This is a genomic window from Stenotrophomonas maltophilia group sp. vghtpe118 (assembly GCF_052605195.1).
In genome coordinates this window covers 464,000-481,684 of record NZ_CP199672.1, presented here as the reverse complement: position 1 = coordinate 481,684, position 17,685 = coordinate 464,000, and the positions used below count along the sequence as shown (strand labels likewise).

17 protein-coding genes are annotated in these 17,685 nt (G+C 68.0%); all 17 read left to right on the top strand.

From position 1 onward, the window contains the following. Positions 1–7: 7 nt before the first annotated feature. The 17 genes from fliM to motD all read left to right on the top strand — a co-directional run bounded on the left by fliM (position 8) and on the right by motD (position 17,682). Positions 8–1,012 carry a flagellar motor switch protein FliM gene (gene fliM, locus ACUDTM_RS02280; protein ID WP_005416434.1) on the top strand — a complete coding sequence of 335 codons (1,005 nt, stop codon included), beginning with the start codon at positions 8–10 and terminating at the stop codon, positions 1,010–1,012. After that, positions 1,009–1,344: a flagellar motor switch protein FliN gene (fliN, locus tag ACUDTM_RS02275; RefSeq protein WP_005409543.1), complete on the top strand. Its 336-nt coding sequence runs from the start codon at positions 1,009–1,011 to the stop codon at positions 1,342–1,344. Before fliM ends, fliN begins: the two co-directional genes overlap by 4 nt. Before the next feature lie 17 nt (positions 1,345–1,361). Beyond that, complete coding sequence (gene fliO, locus ACUDTM_RS02270; RefSeq protein WP_445391462.1) at positions 1,362–1,760, top strand: flagellar biosynthetic protein FliO; 399 nt, start codon at positions 1,362–1,364, stop codon at positions 1,758–1,760. A gap of 1 nt (position 1,761) precedes the next feature. Further along, a complete protein-coding gene (gene fliP, locus ACUDTM_RS02265) occupies positions 1,762–2,541 on the top strand; it encodes a flagellar type III secretion system pore protein FliP (RefSeq protein ID WP_445391106.1) in 780 nt (259 codons plus the stop codon). A 59-nt stretch (positions 2,542–2,600) separates the two neighbouring features. Further along, positions 2,601–2,870: a flagellar biosynthetic protein FliQ gene (locus ACUDTM_RS02260; protein WP_005413254.1), complete on the top strand. Its 270-nt coding sequence runs from the start codon at positions 2,601–2,603 to the stop codon at positions 2,868–2,870. A 13-nt stretch (positions 2,871–2,883) separates the two neighbouring features. Then, positions 2,884–3,675 (top strand): flagellar biosynthetic protein FliR, encoded by a 792-nt coding sequence (fliR, locus tag ACUDTM_RS02255; RefSeq protein ID WP_049412889.1) that lies wholly within the window; start codon positions 2,884–2,886, stop codon positions 3,673–3,675. Positions 3,676–3,953: 278 nt separating this feature from the next. Next, positions 3,954–6,086 carry a putative bifunctional diguanylate cyclase/phosphodiesterase gene (locus tag ACUDTM_RS02250; RefSeq protein ID WP_445391105.1) on the top strand — a complete coding sequence of 711 codons (2,133 nt, stop codon included), beginning with the start codon at positions 3,954–3,956 and terminating at the stop codon, positions 6,084–6,086. Positions 6,087–6,293: 207 nt separating this feature from the next. Next, positions 6,294–7,424, top strand: a complete 1,131-nt coding sequence (gene flhB, locus ACUDTM_RS02245; RefSeq protein ID WP_445391104.1) for a flagellar biosynthesis protein FlhB — start codon at positions 6,294–6,296, stop codon at positions 7,422–7,424. Positions 7,425–7,468: 44 nt separating this feature from the next. After that, on the top strand, positions 7,469–9,529 hold the full coding sequence (flhA, locus tag ACUDTM_RS02240) for a flagellar biosynthesis protein FlhA (protein ID WP_188241100.1): 2,061 nt from the start codon (positions 7,469–7,471) through the stop codon (positions 9,527–9,529). 145 nt (positions 9,530–9,674) lie between these two features. Beyond that, a complete protein-coding gene (flhF, locus tag ACUDTM_RS02235) occupies positions 9,675–11,303 on the top strand; it encodes a flagellar biosynthesis protein FlhF (protein ID WP_445391103.1) in 1,629 nt (542 codons plus the stop codon). Then, positions 11,290–12,177, top strand: a complete 888-nt coding sequence (locus tag ACUDTM_RS02230) for a MinD/ParA family ATP-binding protein (protein WP_072166952.1) — start codon at positions 11,290–11,292, stop codon at positions 12,175–12,177. Before flhF ends, ACUDTM_RS02230 begins: the two co-directional genes overlap by 14 nt. After that, complete coding sequence (locus ACUDTM_RS02225; protein ID WP_053498623.1) at positions 12,174–12,917, top strand: RNA polymerase sigma factor FliA; 744 nt, start codon at positions 12,174–12,176, stop codon at positions 12,915–12,917. Before ACUDTM_RS02230 ends, ACUDTM_RS02225 begins: the two co-directional genes overlap by 4 nt. A gap of 57 nt (positions 12,918–12,974) precedes the next feature. Beyond that, positions 12,975–13,367, top strand: a complete 393-nt coding sequence (cheY, locus tag ACUDTM_RS02220) for a chemotaxis response regulator CheY (protein ID WP_005413247.1) — start codon at positions 12,975–12,977, stop codon at positions 13,365–13,367. After that, a complete protein-coding gene (locus ACUDTM_RS02215) occupies positions 13,367–13,972 on the top strand; it encodes a protein phosphatase CheZ (protein WP_032129220.1) in 606 nt (201 codons plus the stop codon). Before cheY ends, ACUDTM_RS02215 begins: the two co-directional genes overlap by 1 nt. Before the next feature lie 2 nt (positions 13,973–13,974). Next, a complete protein-coding gene (locus tag ACUDTM_RS02210) occupies positions 13,975–15,822 on the top strand; it encodes a chemotaxis protein CheA (protein ID WP_445391102.1) in 1,848 nt (615 codons plus the stop codon). Positions 15,823–15,923: 101 nt separating this feature from the next. Continuing rightward, positions 15,924–16,664, top strand: a complete 741-nt coding sequence (locus tag ACUDTM_RS02205; protein ID WP_049413360.1) for a flagellar motor protein — start codon at positions 15,924–15,926, stop codon at positions 16,662–16,664. A 1-nt stretch (position 16,665) separates the two neighbouring features. After that, positions 16,666–17,682 (top strand): flagellar motor protein MotD, encoded by a 1,017-nt coding sequence (gene motD, locus ACUDTM_RS02200; RefSeq protein WP_061478727.1) that lies wholly within the window; start codon positions 16,666–16,668, stop codon positions 17,680–17,682. The last annotated feature ends 3 nt before the right edge of the window (positions 17,683–17,685 follow it).

Sequence of the window (17,685 nt, the reverse complement as noted above, 5' to 3'; positions counted from 1 at the left end):
CCCACCGATGAATGATCTGCTGTCCCAGGACGAGATCGATGCCCTGCTCCACGGCGTGGACAGTGGCGCGGTCGAGACCGATGCGGAACCCCCGTCAGGCGAAGCGCGCTCGTACGACTTCGCCAGCCAGGACCGCATCATCCGTGGTCGCATGCCGACCCTGGAAATGGTCCATGAGCGCTTCGCGCGCCTGTGGCGGATCGGCCTGTTCAACCTGATCCGCCGCTCGGCCGAACTGTCGGTGCGCGGCATCGAGCTGATCAAGTTCAACGACTACATGCACTCGCTGTATGTACCGACCAACCTGAACCTGATCCGCTTCAAGCCGCTGCGCGGCACCGGCCTGATCGTGTTCGAGCCGACCCTGGTGTTCGCCATCGTCGACAATTTCTTCGGTGGCGACGGGCGCTACCCCACCCGCATCGAGGGCCGCGAGTTCACAGCTACTGAAATGCGGGTGATCCACCTGCTGCTGAAGCAGACCTTCGCCGATCTGCGCGAAGCGTGGGCACCGGTGATGGATGTCGACTTCGAGTACATCAACTCGGAGATCAACCCGCATTTCGCCAACATCGTGACCCCGCGCGAGTACGTGGTGGTGTGCCGCCTGCACGTCGAGCTCGACGGTGGCGGCGGCGACATCCACGTCACCCTGCCCTACTCGATGCTGGAACCGATCCGCGAACTGCTCGACGCCGGCATCCAGAGCGACCGCAACGACCGCGACGAGAGCTGGGGCAAGACCCTGCGTGAGCAGCTCAACGTCGCCGAAGTCACCCTGTCCAGCGTACTGGCCAGCAAGCGCATGACCCTGCGCGACCTGACCCAGTTGAAGGTCGGCGACATCCTGCCGATCGAGCTGAGCCCGCAGGTGCCGCTGTGCGTGGAGAACATCCCCGTGTTCACCGGCGAGTTCGGCATCGCCAACGGCATGAACGCCGTGAAGATCACCGCTACCCATCCGCCGGGCACCCGCCCGCGCGTACCCGTCATCCAGGAAGACCCGCAATGAACGATATCGACGCCCTCGAACCGACCCCGGCCCAGTTCAGCAGCCTGCAGGCCGATGAGGCGAATGGTCCGGACCTGAACCTGGACGTGATCCTCGATGTGCCGGTGACCCTGTCGCTGGAAGTCGGTCGTGCCCGCCTGCCGATCCGCAACCTGCTGCAGCTCAACCAGGGGTCGGTGGTGGAACTGGAGCGCGGTGCTGGCGAGTCGCTGGACGTGTTCGTCAACGGCACCCTGATCGCCCACGGCGAAGTAGTAGTGATCAATGACCGCTTCGGCGTGCGCCTGACCGACGTGGTCAGCCCCAGCGAGCGTATCCGGAGACTGCGTTGAGCCTGCTGGCCTCCACCCTGCTGGCGGTCGGCAAGGCCGCCGCGCCGATCGGTCCGCAGGTCGGCCAGCATGCGGCCGCCGCACCCAGCCTGTTCGGTGCGGTGCTGGCGCTGCTGGCGGTAGTGGCACTGGTGATCGGCCTGGGCTGGCTGCTCAAGCGCATGCCTGGCAGCGGCTTCCGCCCGGCCGAAGGCATGAAGGTGGTGGCCAGCCTGAGTGTCGGTGCCAAGGAACGCGTGGTGGTGGTGGAGGTCAACGGCCAGCAGCTGCTGCTGGGCGTCACCGCCGGCGGCATCAACACCCTGCACACCCTGCCCGAACCGCTGCCGCCACCGGCGCCGGTGCGCGTGCCGGACTTCAAGAACCTGCCGAATTTCGCCCAGCTGCTGCAGCAGCGGCTGCGCAAGGACCCCTGACATGCGTGTCCCCCGTACCCGTCCCGCCACCCTGACGCCGTGGCTGCTGTTGCTTGCCCTGTGCCTGTTGCCGGCGCTGGCGTTGGCCGCACCCGGCGCGCCGGCCACCCCGCTGCCGGACGTCAACGTCGGCAAGATCGGTGGCCAGCCGGTCAGCCTGCCGCTGCAGACCCTGCTGCTGATGACCGCGATCACCCTGATCCCGTCGATGCTGCTGGTGCTGACCTCGTTCACCCGCATCATCATCGTGCTGGGCCTGCTGCGCCAGGCGCTGGGCACCGGCCAGACGCCGTCCAACCAGGTGCTGCTGGGCCTGGCCCTGTTCCTCACCGCAATGGTGATGATGCCGACCTGGGACAAGGCGTGGAGCGCGGGCATGGCGCCCTACCTCAACGGCGACATCGACTTCCAGACCGCATGGACGCTGACCACGCAGCCACTGCGCGGCTTCATGCTGGCGCAGATCCGCGAGACCGACCTGATGACCTTTGCCGGCATCGCCGGGCATGGCACCTACGCCAGCCCCGACGCGATCCCGTTCCCGGTGCTGGTCGCTTCGTTCGTCACCAGTGAACTGAAGACCGCCTTCGAGATCGGATTCCTGATCTTCATCCCGTTCGTGATCATCGACCTGGTCGTTGCCAGCGTGCTGATGTCGATGGGCATGATGATGCTGTCGCCGATGCTGGTATCGGCGCCCTTCAAGATCCTGCTGTTCGTGCTGGTCGATGGCTGGGTGCTGACCGTGGGTACGTTGGCGGCGAGCTTCAATCCGGCCTGATATCCCCCGTAACGCGCAGTCGAGCAGGGCTCGACTCTACATGAGCAGATGGAATCCGAATGTCTCCCGAACTTGCCTTGACTGAACTGCGTGGCGGCCTGATCACCGTGTTGTGGGTGGCCGGCCCGCTGCTGCTCACCGTACTGGTGGTGGGCGTGGTGGTTGGTGTCGTGCAGGCCGCGACCCAGCTCAACGAACCGACCATCGCCTTCGTCGCCAAGGCGGCAGCGCTGACCGCAGTGCTGTTCGCGCTGGGCAGCCTGCTGATCGGCCACCTGGTTGAATTCACCACGCTGCTGTTCCAGCGCATCCCACACCTGATCGGCTAGGGCACGCGCTTCGATGGACGCCGCGACACAGATGGCGGCCGACGGCCTGCAGGCCTTCGGCATGATCGGCACGGTGCTGTGGACCATGCTGCGCATCGGCGCAGTGGCCATGGCCATGCCCATGGTCGGCACGCGTGCGGTGCCATCGCGGGTGCGCGTGGTGCTGGCCGGCACCCTGGCCATCGCACTGGCCCCGCTGCTCCCCCCGGTACCGGACTGGACCGGCTTCGACGCGGCTACGGTGCTGACCATTGCCCGTGAACTGGCCATCGGCGTGTCCATCGGCTTCATGCTGCGGTTGGTGTTCGAAGCCGGCGCGATGGCCGGCGAACTGATCGCGCAGGGCACCGGCCTGGCCTTCGCGCAGATGAGCGATCCGCTGCGCGGTGGTACCTCCGGCGTGATCGGACAGTGGTTCTACCTGCTGTTCGGGCTGCTGTTCTTCACCGCCAACGGCCACCTGGCTTTGATCTCGCTGCTGGTGGACAGCTATCGCGCGCTGCCGATTGGCGCCCCGCTGCCGGATCCCCATGCCTTCTTCAGCATCGCCCCGACCTTCCTGCTGACCGTGCTGCGCGGCGCGCTGAGCCTGGCCATCCCGCTGACCGTGGCGATGTTGGCGGTGAATCTGGCCTTCGGTGTCCTGGCGCGTGCCGCGCCTGCGCTGAACCCGATCCAGCTGGGCCTGCCGGTTTCGCTGCTGCTGGGCCTGTTCCTCCTGGCGCTGCTGGCCGGGGAAATGGGGCCGCCGGTACAGCGCCTGTTCGACGCCGCCTTCCAGGCCGCGGACGCGGTCACACGCTGACCCGGTCGTCACGTTCTACTGCTTGCCATGCATTTGTTTCTGTAGAGCCGAGCCCATGCTCGGCTGCCTTCGGCAGGAGTGGCAGCCGAGCATGGGCTCGGCTCTACAGGGGCGCAATTTCACGGATTGCCGCTTGAAGTCCCCCCGGGTCTGCGCGTTAGAGTGAATGCGCGGCAACCGGGGGGATGCCGCACCTGGCCGACGCCCGTTCGCGTTGGCCTGCCTCATGCATGCCCCACCGTGGTTTCCGTCGACAGGCAGGTCCGGGAGACTGACGAATGCTGGTAGGCACGTACAACCCGTGGCTGGTGGCGATCTCACTGCTGGTCGCCGTGATGGCGTCGTACACAGCGCTGGCCATGGCCGGGCGCACGGTCACCGCCCCGGGCCGGGCAGCCGCCTGGTGGTGGCGCCTGGGGGGCGGATTCGCCATGGGCCTGGGCATCTGGTCGATGCACTTCATCGGCATGCTGGCCTTCGATCTGCCCATTGCACTGGGCTACGACCTGCCCATCACCCTGCTCTCGCTGGCCCTGGCGATCGCCTCGTCGGTGTTCGCACTGTGGCTGGTCTCGCTGCGCACCCTGCCCCATCCGCGATTGGCGGGCGGTGCCCTGCTGATGGGCACTGGCATTGCCGGCATGCACTACGTCGGCATGGCAGCGATGCGCATGCAGCCCGGGATCGACTACGACCCGGGCTGGCTGCTGCTCTCCCTGGTGGTGGCGGTGGCCGCGTCGTGGACCGCGCTCTACGTTGCGTTCCGCCTGCGCGCGCAGCGCACCCGCGTCGGTGACCGGTTGGCAGCCGCGGGCCTGCTCGGCCTGGCCATCGTCGGCATGCACTACACCGGCATGGCCGCCGCGCGTTTCCCGGAAGGCAGCATCTGCGGCGCGGCGGTCGGCGATGGCCTGCAGAGCGAGTGGCTGGCGATGCTGGTGGTGGTGCTGACGGTTGCGATCCTGGCGGTGGTGCTGGTGGTCTCGTGGCTGGACCAGCGGGTGGAGGCGCAGCTGCTGCGGCTGCGCAACTCGATGCTGAGCACCTCGTTGACCGATGCCCAGCAGGAACTGACCCAGGCCGCGCTGCACGACCCGCTGACCCGCCTGCCGAACCGCCTGCTGCTGCAGCGGCGCATCGTGCAGGCGCTGGCAGAAGCCGAACAGGGCGGCAGCCGATTTGCGGTAATGTTCATGGACCTGGACGGATTCAAGCAGGTCAATGATGCCTACGGCCATCAGGCCGGCGACGCACTGCTGGTGGCGGTGGCCGAGCGTACCCGCCAGCTGCTCCGGCCCAACGATATGCTGGCCCGTCTGGGCGGCGACGAATTCGTGCTGGTGGTGCGCATCGAGCACGACGAGGACCTGCCCACCCTCGCCCGGCGCATCCTGCAGGCGGTGGGCAGCGGCCCGTTGCTGCCGGACAACGAACTGCAGGTGACTGCCAGCATCGGCGTGGCGATCTGCCCCGACCACGCTGCCAGCGAGCGCCAGTTGATGGCCTTCGCCGACGCGGCGATGTACCAGGCCAAGGAATCCGGACGCAACGCCTTCGTGCTGTTCGCCGACTGGATGAACGACAGTGCCGAGCAGCAGTTCCGGCTGCTGGCCGACCTGCGCCGTGCGATCGGCAGCGAGCAGCTGTTCCTGCACTATCAGCCGAAGATCCGCGTGGCCACCCAGAAGGTGGCCGGTGCCGAAGCGCTGATCCGCTGGAAGCACCCGGAGCACGGGCTGATCCCACCGGACCGCTTCATCCGCCTGGCTGAACGCAGCGGCGCGATCAACGAGATCGGTCGCTGGGCGCTGGACCAGGCCTGCCAGCAGCTGCGGCGCTGGCGCGACGCCGGGCATGAAGGCTGGTCAATGTCGGTGAACCTGTCACCGGTGCAGTTCAGTTCGCCACACCTGCTGCAGGATGTGCGTGAAGTGATCGAACGCTATGGCATTGCCCCGCGCCACCTGGTGCTGGAGATCACCGAAAGCACGGTCATGCGCGATACCGATGCCAGCCTTCGCCTGCTGCAGGCGCTGTCGGCGCTGGGCGTGGGCATCTCCATCGACGATTTCGGAACCGGCTATTCCAGCCTGCTGTACCTGAAGCGGCTGCCCGCCACGGAGATCAAGATCGACCACGCGTTCGTGCGTGACCTGGAACACAGTGCGGAGGACGTGGTGATCGTCTCGGCGATCGTGGCGCTGGGCCATGCACTGGACATGGACATCGTCGCCGAGGGCGTGGAAACCGCCGCGCAGCGCGCCTACCTGGAGCGCCTGGGCTGCGACTTCCTGCAGGGGTACCTGCTCGGCCGCCCGGTCGACGCGGCGCGCTTCATGCAGCTGCACGACCTGCCGCGGCCGCGGATGGAGCTGGCGCAGAGCCCGCCGCAACAACACCCGCCCGGATAGCGCCGGGCAGCGCGACCACCTGCCATCGCGGAACGATTCCTGCGGCACCCTCCTGTAGAGCCGAGCCCACGCTCGGCTGCGCTTCGCGCCTGGACCCAACCGCAGCCGAGCGTGGGCCCGGCTCTACAAAAGGGTCGTCGGTTGATCCACGCCATGCGTGGAACAGTTCTTGCACGCCCTCCGGCAACCCCTGCCGCAGTACCCGTGATGTCCGAGAACGAATCCGCCGGCGAAAAGACCGAACAACCGACCGAAAAACGCCTGCGCGACGCCCGTGAACAGGGCAACCTGCCGCGCTCGCGCGAACTGGGCACCGCCGCCGTGTTCGGCGCCGGTGTGCTGGCGGTGATGGCCATGAGCGGCTCGATCGGCCGTGGCGCCACGGCCTGGATGAAGCAGGCGCTCAGCCCGGAACAGAGCCTGCGGCAGAACCCGAAGGCACTGTTCGGCCACTTCGGCGACCTGCTGTTGCAGTTCATGCTGGTGATCGCACCGCTGGTGCTGGTCTGCCTGCTGGCCAGCTTCGTCGCCCCGCTGGTGATGGGCGGCCTGCGCTGGTCGCAGAAGGCGTTGCTGCCTGACATCAACCGCATGAACCCGATGAGCGGGCTCAAGCGCCTGTATGGCCCCGAGGCGCTTGCCGAGTTCACCAAGTCGCTGCTGCGCGTGGCCTTCGTCGGTGTCGCTGCCGGGATGGTGGTGTGGTCCGGCTTCGACACCCTGCGCGGGCTGATCCACCACCCGCTGGAGACCGCCATCACCGACGGCCTCGGCTTCACCCTGCGCCTGCTGCTGGCCACCGCCGGCGCCATGCTGGTGCTGGCCGCCATCGATGCCCCGTACCAGCGCTGGAACTGGATGCGCAAGCTGAAGATGACCCGTGAAGAACTGCGCCGGGAAATGAAGGAAAGCGAAGGCAGCCCCGAGGTGAAGGGCCGCATCCGCCAGCTGCAGCAGCAGATGGCCAACCGCCGGATGATGGAAGCGGTACCCACCGCCGACGTGGTGGTGGTCAATCCCACCCATTACGCGGTGGCCCTGAAGTACGAAGGCGGCGCCATGAACGCCCCCACCGTGGTCGCACTGGGCGTGGACGAGACCGCCCTGCGCATCCGTGAAGTGGCCGACGGCAACAAGGTCGCGATCGTCTCTGCCCCGCCTTTGGCACGCGCCTTGTATCGGGAAGGCCAACTCGGAAAGGAAATCCCCGTGAGACTGTATTCGGCCGTCGCCCAGGTTCTGTCCTACGTCTACCAGCTGCGCGCCTGGCGCACTGGCCCGATGCCGGACGCCCCGCACATCCAGGTGGATGAATTCGGCAAGGGAGGCCGCCCGTGAGCGCCCAGCCCGCCACCGGATTCAACACCCGCCGTGCCCTGGAAATGATCCGCCAGGGCCTTGGCGCGCCGCTGATCGTGCTGGCCCTGCTGGCCATGGTCGTGGTGCCGCTGGCCGCGCCAGTCCTTGATGCGCTGTTCACCTTCAACATCGCCATCTCGCTGATGGTGCTGCTGGCGGTGGTCTACGTGAAGCGCCCGCTGGACTTCACCATCTTCCCGATCGTGCTGTTGATCACGACCATGCTGCGGCTGGCGCTGAACGTGGCCTCCACCCGCGTGATCCTGCTCAACGGCCAGAACGGCCACGACGCTGCGGGCAAGGTCATCGCCGCCTTCGGTGAATTCGTGATCGGCGGCAACTATGCGGTCGGCATCGTGGTGTTCGCGATCCTGACCATCATCAATTTCGTGGTCATCACCAAGGGCGCCGGCCGCGTCTCGGAAGTGACCGCGCGCTTCATCCTGGACGCGATGCCCGGCAAGCAGATGGCGATCGACGCCGACCTCAACGCCGGTTTGCTGACGCGCGAGGAAGCCAAGCTGCGCCGCGAGGAAGTCCGCGAGGAAGCCGACTTCTACGGTGCAATGGACGGTGCCAGCAAGTTCATCCGCGGCGACGCCATCGCCGGCATCCTGATCCTGTTCATCAACATGCTCGGCGGCCTGGCCGTGGGCGTGCTGCAGCATGGCATGCCGTTCGGCGACGCCGCTGCCACCTACACCCTGCTCTCCATCGGTGACGGCCTGGTGGCGCAGCTGCCGGCACTGCTGGTGTCCAGCGCGGTGGCGATGCTGGTCACCCGCGCCTCGCGCTCGCAGGACATGGCCCAGGCCATGACCGGGCAGGTGTTCGGCCAGTACCGCGCGCTGGCGATCACCGCCGGCATCATCGGCGTCGTTGGCCTGGTGCCGGGCATGCCCAACGTCGCTTTCCTGACGCTGGCCGCGATCCTTGGCTTCATCGCCTGGAAGCTGTATCGCAAGACCAAGGCACCGGCTGCCGATGCAACAGGCAGTGGCACCGATGCTGCCGCGCTCACTGCGCTGGGCCGCCCCGCCGCGCCGGCACCGACCGCCGAACTGAGCTGGGACGAGCTGCGCCCGGTCGATCCGCTGGGCCTGGAGGTCGGCTACCGGCTGATTCCGCTGGTGGACAGCAACCAGGGCGGCGAACTGATGGCGCGCATCAAGGGCGTGCGCCGCAAGCTGACCCAGGATGTCGGCTTCCTGATTCCCTCGGTGCACATCCGCGACAACCTGGAACTGCCGGCCAACGGCTACCGCGTGCTGGTGCATGGCGTGCCGGTGGCCACCGCCGAGATCCACCCCGACCGCGAGCTGGCCCTGGATCCGGGCAGCGCGCTCGGCGCACTGGAGGGCATTGCCGGCAAGGATCCCGCGTTCGGCCTGGATGCCACCTGGATCCAGCCGCATCAGCGCGCCCAGGCCGAAACGCTGGGCTACACGGTGGTCGACCCGGCCACCGTGGTCGCCACCCATCTGTCGCACCTGATCCGCGAACACGCACCCGAGCTGCTCGGCCATGAGGAAGTGCAGCACCTGCTGGCCAACCTGGCCAAGAGCGCACCCAAGCTCGTCGAAGATCTGACGCCGAAGGCGCTGCCGCTGTCGGCGGTGGTGCGCGTGCTGCAGAACCTGCTGGTCGAGCGCATTCCGATCCGCCAGCTGCGCAAGATCGCCGAGGCACTGGTCGAACATGCGCCCAGCAGCCAGGACCCGGCCGTGCTGACCGCCGCGGTGCGCACCGCACTGGGCCGCTTCATCGTGCAGGAGATCGCCGGAATGTCGGCGGAGCTGCCGGTGTTCACCCTCAACCCGCAATTGGAACGTGTCTTGCAGGAGTCCACGCAGGGCAACGGCGCCGCGCTGGAACCCGGACTCGCTGAGCGACTGCACCAGAGCCTGGCCGAATGTGTCAGCAAGCAGGAAGCCCGCAACGAGCCCGCGGTCGTGCTGGTACCTGGCCCGGTGCGCGCCGCGCTGGCCCGCCTGGTCCGCCACAGCGTTCCGTCGCTGTCGGTCCTGGCCTACAGCGAAGTGCCGGAGGACAAGCGCCTGAAGCTGGTCGGAACGATCAGCTGACGCCGCCCGCCGATGCGCCAGAAAACAGACACCACTTTCGAACCAACGCAACAGACAGACACCAAGGGGAACCCGCACCGTGCAGACCACCGACCACCCGAGTTCCCCGACCGCCACCCCGCCGTCTTCGCCTCGTGACCACAGCATGAAAATCAAACGATTCGTCGCCGCCGACATGCGCTCGGCCATGAACCTGGTGCGCAAGGAGCATGGTCCTGACGCCGTGATCCTGTCCAACCGCCGGATCGAGGAAGGCATCGAGATCGTCGCCGCCGCCAACTACGACGAGAGCGCGGTGCAGCGTGCGCTGGAAGCCTCGCGCCGCGACGTCGCACCGCCGCCGGCACCCAAGCCGCGCACCGCCGCCGACGCGGTGATCGCCGCCGTCACCCGCCGCCGCAGCAGCACCCCGGCACCGGAACCGGTTGCCGCCACCACCTCGGCGGTGGCCGCCCTCGCCCGTGCAGCAGTGGGCGCTACCGGCCGCACCCTCGATAGCGCCGACGAGATCGTGCCAACCCGCGGCAGCACCGGCTTCGCCGCCACCCTGGCACGCGCCGCCGTCAATGAACCGGCACTGCCGGACCAGATCTTCGCCCCGTTCGCCGAGGCCATCGTTGCTCCGGCGCCGGCACCGGCCCTCGTCGCGCCGGCCAACCGCGCCCGTTTCCAGATCGATCCGCCGCACGAGGCGCATCACGAAAGCGTGGCGCCGGCGGTGCAGCCGCCACCGCTGCCGACCGCAACCCTGTCCGAAACGCAGCCGGAGGTCGCCGTCAGCGAACCGGCGTTGGCCGATGCCACCGTCGAAGCCGCGCCGACGCCGACGCTCGCCCCAGCCCCGGTCCTGACCGTGGTCGCCCAGGACGACGCCGAGATCCGCCAGCTGCGCCAGGAAGTGGCCGGCATGCGCCAGGTGATCGAGCGCGAAATGAACCGCTTCACCGACGAGCGCCTGCGCGGCTGCCCGGTGCGCGCCACCGCGCTGGACCTGATGGACGAGTACGGCTTCGATGCTGGCCTGGCCCGCGACGTCGCCATGCAGATTCCGCTGGAGACCGAGGCGCACCGAGGCCGCGGCCTGATGCTGGGGCTGATCTCGCGCAAGCTGCCGATTGCCCCGGTCGACCCGCTGGAGGAAGGCGGCGTGATCGCGCTGGTGGGCCCGACCGGCGCCGGCAAGACCACCACCATCGCCAAGCTGGCCTCGCGGTTCGCCGAGAAGCACGCGCCGCGTGACGTGGCTCTGGTCACCACCGACACCACCCGCATCGGCGCCCGCGAGCAGCTGTATGGCTACGGCCGGCAGCTCGGCATCGCCGTGCACGAGGCCAACAGCGGCACCGACCTGGACCAGCTGCTGGAACGCCTGAAGGACTACAAGCTGGTACTGATCGACACCGCCGGACTGGGCCCGCGCGACCGCGCGCTGGCCGCCCAGCTGCAGTGGCTGCGCGCCGCGCGCCAGGTGCGCACCCTGCTGGTGCTGCCGGCCAACACCAGCTTCGGCGACATGGACGAGGTGGTCCGCCGCTTCGGTGCCGCCAACCTGCAGGGCCTTGTGCTGAGCAAGCTGGACGAAACCGGCCGCTTCGGCAACGCCCTGTCGGTGGCCGTGGACCACGCCCTGCCGATCACCTGGGTGACCGACGGCCAGGACGTTCCGGACGACCTGCACCGGGCCAGTGCGGCCAATCTCGTACTTCGCCTTGAAGATTTGCGCCGAGCGGCCGATATGCCCTGCAACCCGGAGTTGAACCATGCCGTCGCGTGAGTACGCCAAGCTGACCAAGACCTTCCCGCTGTCGGCCACCCGCAGCGAGCCGCTCGGCCCTGTGCGCACCATCGCCGTGACCGGCGGCAAGGGCGGCGTGGGCAAGACCAACGTGTCGGCCAACCTGGCCGTGGCGCTGGCCGGCATGGGCAAGCGCACGCTGCTGCTGGACGCCGACCTCGGCCTGGCCAACATCGACGTGATCCTGGGCTTGAACCCCACCTATACGCTGGCCGACCTGGTTGCCGGCCGCTGCTCGCTGGACGACGTCATCGTCGAAGGCCCGAACGGCGTGCTGGTGGTCCCGGCCGCGTCCGGCCGCCGGCACATGGCCGAGCTGGCCCCGGCCGAGCACGTCGGCCTGGTCAACGTGTTCTCCGAGCTGGAACGCGAGCTGGACATCATGGTGGTGGACACCGCCGCAGGCATCACCGACGGCGTGCTGACCTTCTGCCAGGCCGCGCAGGACACCGTGGTGGTGGTCTGTGACGAGCCGGCTTCAATCACCGACGCCTACGCGCTGATCAAGGTGCTCTCGCGCGAACGTGGCGTGGACCGCGTCCAGGTGGTGGCCAACATGGTGCGCGACCCCAACGAGGGCCGCGTACTGTACGAGAAGCTGACCCGCGTCTGCGAGAAGTTCCTCGCCGATGTCTCGCTGAACTATCTGGGCTGCGTGCCGCAGGATGACTGGCTGCGCCTGTCGGTGCAGCGCCAGCAGCCGGTGGTGAAGGCCTACCCGTCCAGCCCGTCCGCACTGGCCATCACCGAGATCGCGCGCCGCACGGCCCGCTGGCAGGCGCCCACCGAACCACGCGGCGGCGTCGAGTTCTTCCTCGAACGCATCCTCAAGCAGCGCGGGGTGGCGGCATGAAAGGCGCGGCCCAGTACAGGGAAGTCCAGCGCTCGGCGGCCAACGACGTCATCGCCCAGCACTCGGACCTGGTGCGGCGCATCGCCCACCATCTGGCCGCGCGCCTGCCGGCCAGCGTCGAAGTCGACGACCTGATCCAGGCGGGCATGATGGGCCTGATCGAGGCTTCGCGCAGCTACGACGCCGACCAGGGCGCCTCGTTCGAGACCTATGCCTCGATCCGTATCCGTGGCTCGATGATCGACGAGATCCGCCGTGGCGACTGGGTGCCGCGCTCGGTGCACCGCCGTGCACGCGATGCTGCGGCCACCATCCGCCGCCTGGAACAGAGCAGCGGCCGCGCCGCCAGCGCCACCGAAGTGGCCGCCGCGATGGAGATGCCACTGCCCGAGTACCTGCGCCTGATGGAAGACGCTGCGCGTGGCCAGGTGCTGAGCCTGGAGTCGCGCATCGAGGACCAGGGCGAGCTGGACACGGTCGCCCAGGGTGGCCCGACCCCGCAGCAGGTGCTGGAGCGCAGCGAGTTCGGCCGCGAGCTGGGCAAGGCCATCGGCCATCTGCCCGAGCGCGAACAGCTGGTGCTCTCGCTCTACTACGAGCAGGAACTCAATCTGAAGGAGATCGGCGCGGTGCTCGGCGTGAGCGAGTCGCGGGTCTGCCAGATCCACGGCCAGGCGGTGCTGCGCCTGCGCGGCCGGCTGAAGGTATTCGAGGCCGTCGACGCCGGCCTCGAAGAATGAACATCCCCGAGGCAGCTGCCCCCGGCCGCCCGGAATGAACAACAAAGGAACTCTGCTTTGAACAAGAACATGCGCATCCTGATCGTGGACGACTTCTCGACCATGCGTCGCATCGTCAAGAACCTGCTGGGCGATCTGGGCTTCACCAACACCGCCGAAGCCGAGGACGGGCATGCCGCGCTGTCGCTGCTGCAGAGCCAGCCGTTCGATTTCGTGGTCACCGACTGGAACATGCCGGTCATGACCGGCATCGAGCTGCTCAAGGCGATCCGTGCCGACGCCAAGCTGAAGACCCTGCCGGTGCTGATGGTCACCGCCGAAGCCAAGCGCGAGCAGATCATCGAAGCGGCCCAGAACGGGGTGAACGGCTACATCATCAAGCCGTTCACCGCGCAGACGCTGGAAGAGAAGCTCGGCAAGATCTTCGAACGCCTGGCGGCCAGCGCCTGATGGACACCACGGTCGACAAGAATGCCCTCGCCCTGCGCCTGCAGGAAGCACTGGACGCACTGGAGTCCGGTGACGAAACCGCCTGGCGGCAACGCATCGACGGACTGGTCGCGCTGCGCACGCAGCCGATGATGAGCGGCCTCTCGCGGCTGGCCCGCGAGCTCGGGCAGGCCCTGGGTGAACTGCCGACCGTGCCCAGCGAGGCCGGCGAACTGGACGATGCCTGCGCACGCCTGGACCACGTGGTGGCGATGACCGAACAGGCGACGCACCGCACCCTGGACCTGGCCGAGGAATGCCGCAGCCTGACCGAACAGCTGCGCGCCGAAGGCCTGCAGCCCGGCCAGGATGCACAGCTCGAGCGCATCCGCCACAACCTCACCGAGATCGCCCTGACCCAGAGCTACCAGGACCTGACCGGGCAGATCATCCGTCGCGTGGTCGGCATCGTCCGCCGCGTGCACGAGGGCTTCGGCGCGCTCGGCCTGCCGCCGGAACAGCATCGCACCGATCCGGAACTGGCCGGGCCGGCACTGAAGGGACTGGACCGCCACGCGGTCTCGCAGAACGACGCCGACGACCTGCTGTCGGACCTGGGGCTGTAAGCATGAGCGCGGTATCCGACGACATCACTGCCGATTTCATCATCGAGGCGCAGGAAATCCTGGATCGCCTGGGCGAACAGCTGGTGTCGCTGGAGCAGGCACCACAGGACACCGAGCAGCTCAACGCGGTGTTCCGGGGCTACCACACGCTCAAGGGCGGCGCCGGCTTCCTCGGCGTCACCGCCATGGTCGAGTTGTGCCACGCCGCCGAAGAAGCGCTGGGCATCGCGCGCGCGGGCCAGGCCGTACTGCAGGCCCATCACTTCGATGCCGCCCAGCAATCGCTGGACTACCTGCAAGCGATGCTGGATGCAGTTTCCTCCGGCACCGAGCCGGGCTATGCGCCGCCGGAGCTGATCGCCCAGTTCGACATGCATGGCGGTGCCGTGGCTGCACCCGCCGCCGCAGCAGCTCCCGCTGCGGGTGGCAGCGACCTGATCACCGACGACGAGTTCGAGGCCCTGCTCGACCAGCTGCACGGCGGCAACGCACCGACTGCAGTCGCGCCGGCAAAGAAGGCTGACGACGGCCTGATCAGCGAAGACGAGTTCGAAGCCCTGCTCGACCAGCTGCACGGTGGCGCCGCACCCGGCGCCAAGCCCATCGCTGCGGTAGCGCCCGCACCGATCGCGGCACCACGCCCACTGGCCGCACCGGCCGCACCGGCAACTGCAGCGGCGACCAAGCCGGCCGCCAAGCCGCTGGCCGAAGCCGAACATACCGTGCGCGTGGACACCAAGCGCCTGGACGCGATCGTCAATCTGATCGGCGAACTGGTGCTGTCGCGCAACCGGCTCAAGACCCTGCGTGCGCGCCTGCGCGACGAGGAACTGGACCGCGCCGTGTCGACCCTGGACATCGCCACCGCGCGCCTGCAGTCGGCGGTGATGCGTACCCGCATGCAGCCGGTGGGCAAGGTCTTCTCGCGCTTCCCCAAGGTCGCCCGAGACGTTGCCCGCTCGCTGAAGAAGGAAGTGGACCTGGAGCTGATCGGTGCCGAGACCGAGCTCGACCGCAACCTGGTCGAAGCGCTGGCCGACCCGCTGGTGCACCTGGTCCGCAACGCCATCGACCATGGCGTGGAAATGCCCGACCTGCGCGAAGCACAGGGCAAGCCGCGGATGGGCCATGTACGCCTGTCGGCCCAGCAGGAAGGCGACTACGTCAGCATTGAAGTGCAGGACGACGGTGCCGGCATCGATCCGGAGAAGCTGCGCGCGAAGGCGCGTGAGAAGGGCCTGATCGATCCGGAAGCTGCCGCGCGGCTGAGCAGCGAGGAGTGCCTGCACCTGGTGTTCCTGCCCGGCTTCTCGACCAAGCAGCAGGTCACGGATATCTCCGGCCGTGGCGTTGGCATGGATGTGGTGCAGTCGCGCATCCGCGAACTGAGTGGCCAGATCCAGATCCAGTCCGAGCTGGGCCGTGGCAGCCGCTTCCTGATCCGCGTGCCGCTCACCCTGGCGATCCTGCCGACCCTGCTGGTGCAGGCCGGCGAGGATGTCTATGCGCTGCCGCTGGCGCGCGTGATGGAAGTGCTGCACGCGCCGCGCACCTCGCTGGGCTGGTTCGATGGCCGCGCCGTGCTCGACCGCCGTTCGCACACGCTGCCACTGGTCGATCTGCGCCAGTGGCTGGATGTGACGCCGGCCGCCTCGACCCTGCTGACCATCGTGGTGCTGCAGGCCGGCGAAGCGCGCTTCGGCCTGGTCGTGGACCAGGTCCGCGGGCGCGAGGAAGTGGTCATCAAGCCATTGCCGAAGGCCCTGCGCGGCCTGCGCGGTTACGCCGGTGCAACCCTGATCGGCGATGGTCGCATGGCGCTGATCCTGGATGTGGACGGCCTGCGCTGACGCCCGCCGGGCCAGTCCCGGCGCCCCGAAAACTGTGACTACCGTCGTTACGCGATCTACCGGTGTCTCAAGTCCCATTCATACAAGCCGATACCGGATCCATGGATAGACTCAGCCTCATTGGACTCTTTCTCGCCCTGGCCTCGCTGGTCGGCGGCAGCATCCTCAAGGGCGCCGGCCTGGCGTCGCTGTGGTCGCCTGCGGCGTTCGTGATCGTCATCGTCGGCACCGTCGCTGCGATCCTGCTGCACACCTCGCCGGCGGTGTTCAAGCATGCGTTCAGCATCGTGCGCTGGGTCGTGCGTCCACCGCACAGCGACCGCCGCGAGCTGATCCAGCAGATCGTCGAGTGGAGCAACATCGCCCGCCGCCAGGGCCTGCTGGGCCTGGAATCGCAGGTGGAAGCACAGCAGGACCCGTTCCTGCGCAAGGGCCTGCAGCTGCTGGTGGACGGCGTCGAGCCCGAATCGATGCGGCACATGCTGGAAATCGAACTGGGCAGCCAGGAGCACCAGGACCAGGCCGGCGCCAAGGTGTTCGAAGCAATGGGCATCTATGCACCGACGCTGGGCATCATCGGTGCCGTGCTGGGCCTGATCGCAGTGATGAAGAACCTGGCCGACCCGAGCAAGCTCGGCCACGGCATCGCCGCCGCGTTCACCGCCACCATCTACGGCATCGCTTCGGCCAACCTGCTGTTCCTGCCGATCGCCGCCAAGCTCAAGAGTGTGATCTCGCACAACACGCGCGACCGCGAGATGGTCATCGAAGGCCTGATCTCGATCGCCCAGGGCGAGAACCCGCGCAACATCGAAACCAACCTCTCCGGCTTCCTGCACTGACATGGCCCGCCGCAAGCACCACGAAGAGCACGCCAACCACGAAGCATGGGCGATCCCCTATGCCGACCTGATGACGCTGCTGCTCGCCTTCTTCGTGGTCATGTATGCGATCTCCTCGGTGAACGAGGGCAAGTACCGGATCATGGCCGACGCGCTGACCGATGCCTTCGGTGGCGCACCGCGCACCATCAACCCGGTGCAGGTGGGCAACAAGCAGGTGCAGGGCGGCGGCTGGGACAGCCCCTCGGTGATCAAGTCCGGCACCAAGATCGGTCCCTCCGCGCCGGCGCCCTCGCACGACCCGACCCTGCTGCCGTCGATGGCCTCGCAGATGCGCATGCCGGTGTCAGTGCACAACCAGGAGCAGATCGCCCGTGCCGAGCGACAGCTCAACAGCATCGCCGACCGCCTCACCGCCGCGCTCGCACCGCTGATCGACCGCGGCATGATCAGCGTGCGCCGCACCGAACTGTGGATCGAAGTCGAGATCAACAGCGACATCCTGTTCCCCACCGGCTCGGCCGCGCTGGACGTGCATGCGCGGCAGACCCTGGCCAGCCTGGCCGAGGTGCTGCGCGACGTGCCCAACAGCGTGCGCGTGGAAGGCCACACCGACAACGTGCCCATCGCCACCGCCACTTTCCCGTCGAACTGGGAACTGTCGGCCGGGCGCGCCGCCAGCGTGGTGCACCTGTTCGCCGACCAGGGCGTGCAGCCGTCGCGGCTGGCGATGGTCGGCTATGGCCAGTTCCGCCCGCGCGAAGAGAACGACAGCGCGCAGGGCCGCAACCGCAACCGCCGGGTGATGGTCATCATCCTGGCCGACACGTCGCACTCGGTGGATCCGCTCGGCCAGCGCCTGAACGCAGCCACCGGCGCCACCGACAGCACCGTCACCGAACAGGCCGCCGCAACTCCGGCCAGCGCCCCCACCTCCCCCATCGCACCGGTGAAGTTGCCGCCGGTGCCGGCTGGCAGCCGCGTCGGCGCCGCCGTTCCCCCGGCAATGAAGGAGTAATCC